The 12,492-nt window shown below is 70.1% G+C and carries 9 protein-coding genes; 7 read left to right on the top strand and 2 right to left on the bottom strand.

All coding sequences use genetic code 11. The features are described from left to right. The first annotated feature begins 246 nt into the window (after positions 1 to 246). From IG194_RS12945 to IG194_RS12935, 3 genes are all read left to right on the top strand, one after another. On the top strand, positions 247 to 1,017 hold the full coding sequence (locus IG194_RS12945; RefSeq protein ID WP_009614568.1) for a DeoR/GlpR family DNA-binding transcription regulator: 771 nt from the start codon (positions 247 to 249) through the stop codon (positions 1,015 to 1,017). A 12-nt stretch (positions 1,018 to 1,029) separates the two neighbouring features. Beyond that, positions 1,030 to 2,865, top strand: coding sequence for a glutamine--fructose-6-phosphate transaminase (isomerizing) (glmS, locus tag IG194_RS12940; RefSeq protein WP_058487901.1), 1,836 nt, complete (start codon positions 1,030 to 1,032; stop codon positions 2,863 to 2,865). 294 nt (positions 2,866 to 3,159) lie between these two features. After that, a complete protein-coding gene (locus tag IG194_RS12935) occupies positions 3,160 to 3,483 on the top strand; it encodes a co-regulatory protein PtrA N-terminal domain-containing protein (RefSeq protein WP_058487900.1) in 324 nt (107 codons plus the stop codon). Here the strand turns inward: IG194_RS12935 and IG194_RS12930 are convergent, their stop codons facing one another. Both IG194_RS12930 and IG194_RS12925 read right to left on the bottom strand, forming a co-directional pair. After that, positions 3,484 to 4,869, bottom strand: a complete 1,386-nt coding sequence (locus IG194_RS12930) for a heavy metal sensor histidine kinase (protein WP_192353649.1) — start codon at positions 4,867 to 4,869, stop codon at positions 3,484 to 3,486. It lies immediately after the preceding gene. Continuing rightward, the gene (locus IG194_RS12925) at positions 4,866 to 5,540 is read right to left on the bottom strand and encodes a heavy metal response regulator transcription factor (protein ID WP_043270052.1); all 675 of its coding nucleotides are present in this window, start codon (positions 5,538 to 5,540) and stop codon (positions 4,866 to 4,868) included. Before IG194_RS12925 ends, IG194_RS12930 begins: the two co-directional genes overlap by 4 nt. Positions 5,541 to 5,983: 443 nt before the next feature. Between IG194_RS12925 and IG194_RS12920 the strand changes: the two genes are divergently transcribed. From IG194_RS12920 to IG194_RS12905, 4 genes are read left to right on the top strand one after another with little or no spacing between them, the layout of a single operon-like run. Beyond that, a complete protein-coding gene (locus tag IG194_RS12920; protein ID WP_082996368.1) occupies positions 5,984 to 7,246 on the top strand; it encodes a TolC family protein in 1,263 nt (420 codons plus the stop codon). Then, positions 7,246 to 7,416, top strand: a complete 171-nt coding sequence (locus IG194_RS12915) for a hypothetical protein (protein ID WP_160326834.1) — start codon at positions 7,246 to 7,248, stop codon at positions 7,414 to 7,416. The genes IG194_RS12920 and IG194_RS12915 overlap by 1 nt, the downstream gene beginning before the upstream one ends. Positions 7,417 to 7,441: 25 nt before the next feature. Then, positions 7,442 to 8,689 (top strand): efflux RND transporter periplasmic adaptor subunit, encoded by a 1,248-nt coding sequence (locus IG194_RS12910; protein WP_058487897.1) that lies wholly within the window; start codon positions 7,442 to 7,444, stop codon positions 8,687 to 8,689. 15 nt (positions 8,690 to 8,704) lie between these two features. Further along, a complete protein-coding gene (locus IG194_RS12905; protein WP_058487896.1) occupies positions 8,705 to 11,836 on the top strand; it encodes a CusA/CzcA family heavy metal efflux RND transporter in 3,132 nt (1,043 codons plus the stop codon). Positions 11,837 to 12,492 lie beyond the last annotated feature (656 nt).

Raw genomic sequence — 12,492 nt, 5'->3', positions numbered from 1 at the left:
CGCTGCCCGTGGGCGCTCCTGCACCCGCCGGCAAACACAACCCCCGTAGGATGGCGTTGAGCGAAGCGATACCCATCGCCACGGCAGCATGGGTTTCGCAGGCTCAACCCATCCTACGAAAAGCGCCCCGGTGCGGTGGGCAGTCGCTCCTGCGTCGCCCCAACCTCCCATCACCCGAACTTGACGAATGAAAGCTCTTGGGTTTTGATTCGCACCTGTAACTTTCGAATCGAAACATAAGCCTTCATGTCGAAACGCAACACGCCCCAGCGCCGCCACGAGATCCTCGCCCTGCTCAACCAGCAGGGCGAGGTCAGCGTCGACGACCTCGCCCGGCGTTTCGCCACTTCCGAGGTGACCATCCGCAAAGACCTGGCCGCCCTGGAGAGCAACGGCCTGCTGCTGCGCCGCTACGGCGGCGCGGTGCCCATGCCGCAGGAACTGCTGGCCGAGCCGAGCCCGCCGCTGTCGCCCTACAAGCAGGCCATCGCCCGCGCCGCGGCGGCCTGCATCCGCGAGCACGCGCGGATCATCATCGACAGCGGCAGCACCACCGCCGCGCTGATCCCGGAGCTCGGGCACAAGCCCGGCCTGGTGGTGATGACCAACTCGCTGAACGTCGCCAACGCCCTGCGCGAGCTGGAGCGCGAGCCGGTGCTGCTGATGACCGGCGGCACCTGGGACCCGCACTCGGAGTCGTTCCAGGGCCAGGTGGCCGAGCAGGTGCTGCGCTCCTACGATTTCGACCAGCTGTTCATCGGCGCCGCCGGCCTCGACCCCGCGCGCGGCACCACCACCTTCAACGAACTGCTCGGGCTGAGCCGGGTGATGGCCGAGGTCGCCCGCGAGGTGATCGTCATGGCCGAGGCCGACAAGCTCGGGCGGCGCATGCCCAACCTGGAACTGCCGTGGAGCAGCATCCAGACCCTGATCACCGACGAGCGCCTCAGCGACGAGGCCTGTGCCCAGATCGAGGCGCGCGGCGTGAAAGTCATACGCGCGCGCTGCACGAACTAAGGAGAACGCCCCATGTGTGGAATCGTTGGCGCCATTGCCGAACGTAACGTCACCCCGATCCTGATCGAGGGCCTCAAGCGCCTCGAATACCGCGGCTACGACAGCGCCGGCCTGGCCCTGGTGGACGCCGCCGGCGAACTGCAGCGCCGCCGCCGCGTCGGCAAGGTGGCGAGCCTGGAGCAGGCCCTGGCCGAACAGCCGCTGGCCGGCCACCTGGGCATCGCCCACACCCGCTGGGCCACCCACGGCGCGCCCAGCGAGGCCAACGCCCACCCGCACTTCTCCCACGACCGCCTGGCGGTGGTGCACAACGGCATCATCGAGAACCACGAGGAGCTGCGCGAATACCTCAAGAGCGAGGGCTACGTGTTCACCTCGCAGACCGACACCGAGGTCATCGTCCACCTGCTGCACCTGCGCCTGCGCGAGCTGGGCGACCTGAGCACCGCGCTCAAGGCCACGGTCCGGGAACTGCACGGCGCCTACGGCCTGGCGGCGATCAGCCTGGACCAGCCGGACCGCATCGTCGCCGCCCGCAGCGGCAGCCCGCTGGTGGTCGGCCTGGGCCTGGGCGAGAACTTCCTCGCCTCCGACCAGCTGGCCCTGCGCCAGGTCACCGACCGCTTCATCTACCTGGAAGAAGGCGACATCGTCGAGCTGCGCCGCGACAGCGTGCAGCTGTGGGACGCCGAAGGCCGCCCGGTGAAGCGCGAGGCGGTGCAGTACCACGAGGGCGCCGAGGCCGCCGACAAGGGCGAGTACCGCCACTTCATGCTCAAGGAAATCCACGAGCAGCCCAAGGTGGTGCAGCGCACCCTGGAAGGCCGCCTGGGCTCCGGCCAGGTGCTGGTGGAGAGCTTCGGGCCCAACGCCGCCGAGCTGTTCGCCAAGGTGCGCAACGTGCAGATCGTCGCCTGCGGCACCAGCTACCACGCCGGCCTGGTGGCGCGTTACTGGCTGGAAGAGCTGACCGGCATCCCCTGCCAGGTCGAGGTGGCCAGCGAGTTCCGCTACCGCAAGGTGGCGGTGCAGCCCGACGCCCTGTTCGTCACCATCTCGCAGTCCGGCGAGACCGCCGACACCCTGGCCGCGCTGCGCAACGCCAAGCAACTGGGCTTCCTCTCCAGCCTGGCGATCTGCAACGTCGCCACCAGCTCGCTGGTGCGCGAGTCGGACATGACCCTGCTGACCCTGGCCGGCCCGGAGATCGGCGTGGCCTCGACCAAGGCCTTCACCACCCAGCTGGTGGCCCTGCTGCTGCTGACCCTGGCCATCGGCCGGGTGCAGAACCGCCTGGGCGAGGGCGTCGAGGCCGAACTGGTGGAAGCCCTGCGCCGCCTGCCGACGCGCCTGGAAGAAGCCCTGGCGATGGACAAGGTGGTGGAGAAGGTCGGCGAGCTGTTCGCCGAGAAGCACCACACCCTGTTCCTCGGCCGCGGCGCCCAGTACCCGGTGGCCATGGAGGGCGCGCTGAAGCTCAAGGAAATCTCCTACATCCATGCCGAAGCCTACCCGGCCGGCGAGCTCAAGCACGGCCCGCTGGCCCTGGTGGACGCCGACATGCCGGTGGTCACGGTGGCGCCGAACAACGAGCTGCTGGAGAAGCTCAAGTCCAACCTGCAGGAAGTCCGCGCCCGCGGCGGCGAGCTGATCGTCTTCGCCGAGGCCAACAGCGGCCTGGGCAACGGCCCGGGCACCCACGTGGTGAGCATGCCGCCGATCCACGACTGCCTGGCGCCGATCCTCTACACCGTGCCGCTGCAACTGCTGTCCTACCACGTGGCCGTGCTCAAGGGCACCGACGTCGACCAGCCGCGCAACCTGGCCAAGTCGGTTACGGTGGAATAAGCCGCGCGCCCGGTGAATCCAATCGCGGACAAAGTCCGCTCCTACCGCATGAGCGAGCATGGCTTTTCGTAGGATGGTGTTGAGCGAAGCGATACCCATCAGCGCAACCGCATGGGTATCGCAAGCTCAACCCATCCTACGCAGGAACACCTCAGCCTAGGCAGCTGGGTCATTTCCCTTCGGGCCGGGTCACCCCCCACGGATAACCGAATCGTCATGCACGCCTCAGGCTCCCGTTAGGCCCCGCTGCTTAAGGTGAAGGCAGTTTCCACCACCACCGACGAGGTGACTGCCATGAACCTGTTCCGCCCTCTCCTGCTCGCCGGCCTGCTCGGCGTTTCGTCCCTGGCCCTGGCCGAGAGCGGGGGCGACCGTACCTTCGCGCGCATGGAGCAGAACCGCCTGGCGGCCATGGCCGCCGCGAACCCGACGGCGCAGGCCGACGATTTCCGCCGCTACGAATACGGCATGCGCCTGGACATCGCCCAGGTGCTGGAGGTGACGCCGGCCCGGGGCTGCGGCGTGGTGCCGGTGCGCATGCGCTACCTGGACTCCGACGGCGCCGAGCAGCGCCTGGAATACCGCGCCGAGCGCGTCAGCTGCAACCGCGGCAAGTGATCAGGCGGCCACGTCGGGAAAGCGCAGGTGGAAGCGCGTCGGGCCTTCCGCCGCGCTGTCCACCGCGACGCTGCCGTTGTGCAGGCTCATGATCGAGCGGACGATGGCCAGGCCCAGGCCGGTGCCGCCCTCCTGGCGCGAGCGGCCGCCATCGGCGCGGTAGAAGCGCTCGAACAGGTGCGGCAGGTGCTGCGGCTCGATGCCGGGCCCGGGGTTGCTGACGCAGAGCGCTACGCCCTCCGCGCCGCCCTTGATGTCGATGTCGACCTGGCTGCCGGCCGGCGCGTGGCGGATGGCGTTGGACAGCAGGTTGGAGATCGCCCGCTGCACCATCAGGCGGTTGCCGTGGACCCAGGCATCGCCGGACAGCTCGATGTCCACCCCCTTCTCCTCGGCGGCATACAGGAACAGCTCCGCCACGCGGCAGGCCTCGGCTCCCAGCGAGAGGCGCTCGAAAGGCACCTGCGCCTGATTGACCTGGGCCAGGAACAGCATGTCGCTGACGATGCGCGACAGCCGCTCCAGCTCCTCGACGCCCGAGGCCAGCACTGCCTGGTATTCCTCCAGCGGCCGCTCGCGGGACAGGGTGACCTGCGCCTTGCCCAGCAGGTTGCCGATGGGCGAGCGCAGCTCGTGGGCGAGGTCGCCTGAGAACTGCGTCAGCTGCTGCACGCCCTGGTCCAGGCGATGCAGCATGACGTTCAGCGCCTGGGCCGCCTCGCCCAGTTCCAGCGGCAGCTTCTCCACCGGGATGCGGTGGCTGAGGTCCTCGGTGGAAATGCGCGCGGCCACCTTGCGGAAGCGCTGCAGCGGCGACAGCCCGCGGTGCACCGCGTACCAGGCGCCCAGGCCCACCAGCAATAGAAGGAAGGGCACGCCGGCCAGCACCGACTGGCGGAAGGCGCCGAGCAGCGCATCGTCGTTGCCGCGTTCGAGGGTCAGCAGGGCGCGCACGCTGGCGCCGTTGGCCATCGGCACCCGGCTGCCGATGCTGAGCAGGCGCCGGCCGGCGTCGTCGGTCCAGGCGTGGTACTGCGGTTGGCTGCCCAGTCGCAGGCTGTCCAGGGTGGCCAGCCGCTGCGGCTTGCCGGTGTCGAGCAGCGGTGCCTGGCCCTGGTCCGGGGCCAGCAGTGTCAGCTCCAGGTTGTCGTGGCCGGCCACCACGTCCAGCAGTTCGTGCGGCCCGCGCGCCAGGGCGCGGTCGTCCAGGCCGGCATCCAGGGCGTGGCGGACCTGGCCGAGCTTGTCGGCCAGCTCGTTGCGCGCGCGGCTCTGCAACTCGTGGTCGAGGGCCGTGTAGGCGAGCAGGGCGAACACCACCACCAGGCCGGCGCAGAGCAGGCCGATGCCCAGGGCCAGGCGGGTGGACAGGCTGGCCGGCTTCATTCGCGCGCCTCCAGCACGTAGCCGACGCCGCGCAGGGTGTGGATCAGCTTGCTGTCGAAGGGGTCGTCGACCTTCAGCCGCAGGCGGCGGATGGTGACTTCCACCACGTTGGTGTCGCAGTCGAAGTTCATGTCCCACACCAGGGAGATGATCTGGGTGCGCGTCAGCACCTCGCCGCTGCGGCTCATCAGCAGGTGCAGCAGGGCGAATTCCTTGGTGGTCAGGTCGATGCGCCGGCCGTCGCGGTAGGCGCGGTGGCGCGCCGGGTCCAGCTCCAGGCCGGCGATGCGCAGCACCGGCGGCGCGCTCACCCGCTCGCTGCGGCGCAGCAGGGTGCGCACCCGGGCGAGCAACTCGGGGAACTCGAAGGGCTTCACCAGGTAGTCGTCGGCGCCCAGCTCCAGGCCGCGCACGCGCTCGGCCAGGCGGCCGCGGGCGGTGAGCAGCATGACCCGCGTGTCGCTCTCGCGGCGCAGTTGCTGCAGCACTTCCCAGCCATCCATCTGCGGCATGTTCACGTCGAGGATGACCAGGTCGTAGGTGCCCTGGCGGGCCAGGTGCAGGCCGTCCACGCCGTTGTCGGCGCGGTCCACCACGAAGCCGCTTTCGCTCAGGCCCTGGTGCAGGTAGTCGGCGGTCTTGGCTTCGTCCTCTACAACTAGGATTCGCATATGGGGAATGACCTTACTTATGAAGTCTGAAAATTCTGTACTTATCGAACGTGCGAATTCCGGCTATGTAAGCAGGGAACTTTCCGATATTTAACTGGCCGGCGAGGCTAAGGGCTGTAGCCGCTTCAGGGTCAATGCCGCTGGCTCCCAAAGGATGTTTCCGGATATTGCCATTGCGGCGCATTAGTTGTTCCAAATCCTTGATAAGGCGGCTTTATCGGTGGTTTTCAGGGCCTGGTTCGGAGCGCCCTGGATAGCCGGATAAAGCCGATGCTAACGCAGGAAAATATGAACTTCGGTTGAATGACATATTTGTAATTGACGGGTCACCTTGCCGATAAAAGCAGGAAATTAACGTTGCGGCAGTGGGTGGAACTTCCCTGGAAGTTGCCGCCTGTCCATGGGGCGGAAACGCCGTCCCGGGCCGTTTCCTGAGGTGTGCCGTGTCCTACTTTCGTGGCCTGTTCCGCTGGCCGGCTGCGGGCCTGTGTCCGTGGCCGGCATCGTTGTCGCTGTTCCTGCTTCTGCTCGGCCTGCCGGGCGTGCCGGCCGAGGCCCGCGCCCTGGGCTTCGACGAGGCCCTGCGCACCGCGCTGGCGGCCAACCCCGAGCTGGCCGCCGTCGCCCGCGGCCGGGGCATCGCCGCCGGCGAGCGGCGCCAGGCGGCGCTGCTGCCGAACCCGAGCCTGTCCTGGGAGACCGAGGACACCCGCCGCGACCGTTCCACCACCACCCTCGCCCTGACCCAGCCCCTGGAGCTGGGCGGCAAGCGCGGTGCGCGGGTGGCCGTGGCCGAACGCGGCGAGGCGATCGCCGAAATGGAGCTGGAAGTGCGCCGCAACACGCTGCGCGCCGAGGTGCTGGAGGCCTTCCAGGCTGCCTTGCAGGCCCAGGAACGCCTGCGCCTGGGCGAGGAGTCGGCAACCCTGGCCCGGCGGGCCCTGCGCGCCGCCGAGGCACGGGTGCGCGCCGGCAAGTCGGCGCCGCTGGAGGCGACGCGGGCACAGGTGCAGCTGACCGAGGTGGAGCTGGAACTGCAGCGCGCGCGCATCGACCGTGACCAGGCTTACCGCGCCCTGGCCGGGCTCATGGGCGAGGCCGAGCCGGGCTTCGCCGAGGTGGCCGGCAACGCCGAGCTGCCGGCGCCGCCCCAGGCCGCGCAGTTGCTGCGGCGCCTGGAGCAGACCGCCGAGCTGCGCCTGGCGCTGCTCCAGGTCGACCAGCGCGAGGCCGCCATACAGCTGGCGCGGGCCGAGCGCGTGCCCAACCTCGACGTCACCCTGGGCAGCCAGTACGACCACGAGGCCCGCGAGCGGGTGAACCTGGTCGGGCTGTCCATGCCGCTGCCGCTGTTCGACCGCAACCAGGGCCGCCTGCTGGCCGAGGCGCGCAGGGCGGACCAGGCCCGCGACCTGCGCAACGCCACCGAGCTGCGCCTGCGCCGCGAGACGCAGCAGGCGCTGGACCTGTGGAGCACCGCGCAGCACGAGGCGCAAACCCTGCGCGACAGCCTGCTGCCGGCCGCGCGCCAGGCCCTGGACGCCGCCACCCGCGGTTTCGAGATGGGCAAGTTCGGCTTCCTCGAAGTGCTCGACGCCCAGCGCACCCTGCTCGCCGCGCGCGACCGGTACCTGCAGGCGCTGGCCCGCCTCGCCGAGGCGCGCGCTCGCACCGAGCGCATCTTCGGCGACCTGGCGCTGCGCTGATGGCCGGGCGCTCCCTGCGCGCCCGGCTGTCGTCGGCCCTGCTGCTGGCGGCGTCGCTGGCCACCAGCGGCCACCTTCCCTACCAGGCCTACGGCTCCGCCGCCGGGCACTGGTGCATCCATGACCTGTTCCGCGCCCTGGGCGCGCTGTCGAGCCTGATCGGCGCCTGAGGCGCGGGGCCATCCGGGAGAGTCCATGAAGTCGAGAGAAATGAAGATCGCCGCCGCCGTGCTGTTCCTGCTGGCGCTGGGCGGCGCCGCCACGCTGTTGCCGGGCGGGGCCGCGCAGGCGCCGGAAGGGCATGGCGAGGCGGCCGCGCACCAGGATGGCGAACACCACGGCGAAAGCGCCGCCAAGGCCCATGGCGAGGCCGCTGGCCATGGCGACGACGAGTACCACGCCGAGACCGACGAGCATGGCGAGGAAGACGCCGGCCTGCGCCTGAGCGACGAGCAGTTGCGCGTCGCCGGCGTGGAGCTGGAGCGCGCCGCGCCGGCCGAGCTGTCCGCGCGCCTGAGCCTGCCCGGCGAGATCGCCTTCGACGCCGACCGCACCGCGCACCTGGTGCCGCGCGTGGCCGGGGTGGTGCAGCAGGTGGCGGCCGAACTGGGCCAGGCGGTGAAGCGCGGCGAGCTGCTGGCGGTGATCGCCAGCCCGCAGCTGTCGGACCTGCGCAGCGAACTGGCGGCGGCGCAGCGGCGCCTCGAACTGGCGCGGGTGACCTACGAGCGCGAGCGCCAGCTGTGGCAGGAAAAGGTTTCCGCCGAGCAGGACTACCTGCAGGCGCGCCAGGCCCGGCAGGAAGCCGAGATCGCCCTGGCCAACGCCCGGCAGAAGCTCGGCGCCCTGGGCGCCGGCGGCGGCGACCGCTACGAGCTGCGCGCGCCCTTCGACGGCGTGGTGGTGGAGAAGCACCTGGTGCGCGGCGAGGTGGTGGACGAGAACACCGCCGCCTTCACCCTTTCCGACCTGTCGCGGGTCTGGGCCACCTTCGCCGTGGCGCCGCGCGACCTGGCCTGGGTGCAGCTGGGCAAGGCGGCGCAGGTCGAGGCCGTGGACCTGGGCATGAGCGCCGAGGGCCGCGTCGCCCAGGTCGGCAACCTGCTGGGCGAACAGTCGCGCATGGCCAGCGCCCGGGTGGTGGTGGAGAACCCCGGCGGCGCCTGGCGACCGGGCCTGCCGGTGCAGGTGACGCTGGCCGGCGCGCCGCGCGCGGCGGCGGTCAGCGTGGAGGAGGCGGCCATCCAGCGGCTGGAGGAGCAGGACGTGGTGTTCGTCCGCCGCGACGGCGTCTTCGTCGCCCAGCCGGTGCGCCTGGGCGCGCGCGGCCAGGGCCGGGTGGAGGTGCTGCAGGGCCTGGCCGCCGGCGAGCAGGTCGCCGCCGCCGGCAGCTTCGTCCTCAAGTCGGAGCTGGGCAAGGCCAGCGCCGAGCACGCCCACTGACCGCGAGAGCCCCCCATGTTCGAACGCATCATCCGTTTCGCCATCGAGCAGCGCTACCTGGTGCTGCTCGCCGTGCTGGGCATGGCCGCCCTCGGCGTGGCCAGCTACCAGAAGCTGCCGATCGACGCGGTGCCCGACATCACCAACGTCCAGGTGCAGATCAACACCGCCGCCCCCGGCTACTCGCCGCTGGAGACCGAACAGCGCATCACCTACCCCATCGAGACCGCCATGGCCGGCCTGCCGGGCCTGCAGCAGACGCGTTCGATCTCGCGCTCGGGGCTGTCGCAGGTGACGGCGATCTTCGCCGACGGCACCGACATCTACTTCGCCCGGCAACTGGTCAACGAGCGCCTGCAGCAGGCCCGCGAGCAGCTGCCCGAGGGCGCCGAGGCTGCGCTGGGGCCGATCTCCACCGGCCTGGGCGAGATCTTCCTGTGGACCATCGAGGCCGCCGAGGACGCGCGCAAGGAGGACGGCACGCCCTACACGCCCACCGACCTGCGGGTGATCCAGGACTGGATCGTCAAGCCGCAGCTGCGCAACGTGCCCGGGGTGGCCGAGATCAACACCATCGGCGGCCAGGCCCGGCAGTACCAGGTGGCGCCCGACCTGCAGCGCCTGGCCGCGCACCGCCTGACCCTGGCCGACCTGCTGGCGGCGCTGGAGCGCAACAACGGCAACGTCGGCGCCGGCTACATCGAGCGCAACGGCGAGCAGCTGCTGGTGCGCGCGCCGGGGCAGCTGTCCGGCCTGGAGGACATCGGCAACGTGCTGGTGGCCAACCTGGAAGGCACGCCGATCCGCGTGCGCGACGTGGCGCAGGTGCAGATCGGCCGCGAACTGCGCAGCGGCGCGGCCACCGAGAACGGCCGCGAGGTGGTGCTGGGCACGGTGTTCATGCTGATCGGCGAGAACAGCCGCAGCGTCGCCGCCGCCGTGGCCGAGCGCCTGGAGCAGGTCAACCGCAGCCTGCCGGCGGGCGTGCGCGCGGTGCCGGTGTACGACCGCACGCAGCTGGTGGACAAGGCCATCGCCACGGTGAAGAAGAACCTGGTGGAGGGCGCGGTGCTGGTCATCGCCGTGCTCTTCCTGTTCCTCGGCAACCTGCGCGCGGCGCTGATCACCGCCATGGTCATCCCGCTGGCGATGCTGTTCACCTTCAGCGGCATGTTCGCCAACCGCGTCAGCGCCAACCTGATGAGCCTGGGCGCGGTGGACTTCGGCATCATCGTCGACGGCGCGGTGGTCATCGTCGAGAACGCCATCCGCCGCCTGGCCCACGCCCAGCAGCACCACGGCCGCCTGCTGACGCGCAGCGAGCGCCTGCACGAGGTGTTCGCCGCGTCGAAGGAGGCGCGCCGCGCGCTGATCTTCGGCCAACTGATCATCATGGTGGTGTACCTGCCGATCTTCGCCCTCACCGGCGTGGAAGGGAAAATGTTCCACCCTATGGCCTTCACCGTGGTCATCGCGCTGTTCGGCGCCATGCTGCTGTCGGTGACCTTCGTGCCGGCGGCCATCGCCCTGTTCGTCAGCGGCCGCGTGCGCGAGGAGGAGAACTGGCTGATGCGCGGCGCGCGGCGCGGCTATGAGCCGGTGCTGGGCTGGGTGATGGGCCACCGCGCGCGGGTGTTCGCCGGCGCCGCGCTGCTGGTGCTGGGCGCGGGCCTGCTGGCCACGCGCATGGGCAGCGAGTTCGTGCCCAGCCTCAGCGAGGGCGACTTCGCCCTGCAGGCGCTGCGCGTGCCGGGCACCAGCCTGACGCAGTCGGTGGAGCTGCAGGAACGCCTGGAGCGGCACATCCTCGCCAGGGTGCCGGAGGTGCAGCGGGTGTTCGCCCGCACCGGCACCGCCGAGATCGCCTCCGACCCCATGCCGCCGAACATCTCCGACAGCTACCTGATGTTGCGCCCGCAGCAGGACTGGCCGGACCCGCGCAAGCCGCGCGCGCAGCTGGTGGAGGAAATCCAGCGCGCCGCCGCCGAGGTGCCGGGGAGCAACTACGAGCTGTCGCAGCCGATCCAGCTGCGCTTCAACGAGCTGATCTCCGGGGTGCGCAGCGACGTGGCGGTGAAGGTCTTCGGCGACGACATGGCGGTGCTGGAACAGACCGCCGGGAAGATCGCCGAGGCCCTGCGCCAGGTGCCCGGCGCCTCCGAGGTGAAGGTGGAACAGACTGGCGGCCTGCCGGTGCTGACCGTCGACATCGACCGCGACCGGGCGGCGCGCTTCGGCCTGGCCGTGGGCGACGTGCAGGACTTCGTCGCCATCGCGGTGGGCGGGCGCCAGGCCGGCACGCTGTTCGAGGGCGACCGCCGCTTCGACCTGCTGGTGCGCCTGCCCGAGGCGCAGCGCAGCGACATCGACGGCCTGTCGCGCCTGCTGCTGCCGTTGCCGGCCGGCCCCGACGGGCGCATCGCCTTCATCCCGCTCGGCCAGGTGGCGCAACTGCAATTGCTGCAGGGGCCGAACCAGGTCAGCCGGGAGAACGGCAAGCGCCTGGTAGTGGTCAGCGCCAACGTGCGCGGCCGCGACATCGGTTCCTTCGTCGCCGAGGCCGAACAGCGCCTGGCCAATGAGGTGCAGGTGCCGGCCGGCTACTGGACCGCCTGGGGCGGCCAGTTCGAGCAGCTGCAATCGGCGGCCAAGCGCCTGCAGGTGGTGGTGCCGGTGGCGCTGCTGCTGGTCTTCGTGCTGCTGTTCATGATGTTCGGCAACGTCCGCGACGGCCTGCTGGTGTTCACCGGCATCCCCTTCGCCCTCACCGGCGGGGTGGCGGCGCTGTGGCTGCGCGACATCCCGCTGTCGATCTCCGCCGGCGTGGGCTTCATCGCCCTGTCCGGGGTGGCGGTGCTCAACGGCCTGGTGATGCTCGCCTTCATCCGCAACCTGCGCGAGGCGGGCCGCGGGCTGGATGCGGCCATCCACGAGGGCGCCCTGACGCGCCTGCGCCCGGTGCTGATGACGGCGCTGGTGGCTTCGCTGGGCTTCGTGCCCATGGCGCTGGCCACAGGTACCGGCGCCGAGGTGCAACGGCCGCTGGCTACGGTGGTGATCGGGGGCATTCTCTCCAGCACTGCGCTCACGCTGCTGGTGTTGCCGGCGCTGTATCGCTGGGCACACAGGCGCGATGAGGTGGGCTGAGCAGGGACGTAAAAAAGGCGCCCGCGGGGGGCGCCTCAGGGGCCATCCCTTACCAAAGGAGCTTTCGCTGCCGGGACGGCCGTCAGTTCACACGAGTGGGGCTGACGGGGTTATTGGAACCTGTCGTCGGTAACAGGATGCTGAGGTGGGGATGACGATTTTGATAGGGAGGGGGTTGGGCTTTTGTGTAGGAGCGAGCTTGCTTGCGAACGGCGTTTCCAGGCGGCCTCGGTGTTTTGGTTTGACTCTGCTCCCTCTCCCCAGCCCTCTCCCTGAAGGGAGAGGGGGCTAGTTCGTGCCGAGAGGCGGTGTGGTTTCATCCTGATGGCGCGGAGTAGCCGGCTAACGCCGAAATACCCGAGCACACCGAACGGTCCCCTCTCCCTTCAGGGAGAGGGTTAGGGAGAGGGCGCTCTTCAGGCCAGGCACCGAAGCCACCGGGAAACCGGGTTCGCGAGCAAGCTCGCTCCTACGAAAAACCAAACCACCCCCGCAAACGAAAAAGGCCCTCGCAGGGGCCTTCTCCACGTCTTCCGGCGGCGCTGGAGTATTGGGTTGACTCCGCTCCCTCTCCCCAGCCCTCTCCCTGAAGGGAGAGGGGGCTTGTCCGTGCCGAGAGAAGTGATGCTTTCAGCCGGAAACCTTCGGTGTTGCCG

Origin of the sequence: Pseudomonas sp. ADPe (assembly GCF_014843515.1) — a bacterium.
GTDB lineage: Bacteria > Pseudomonadota > Gammaproteobacteria > Pseudomonadales > Pseudomonadaceae > Pseudomonas > Pseudomonas citronellolis.
This window is presented reverse-complemented; position numbering and strand designations above follow the sequence as displayed.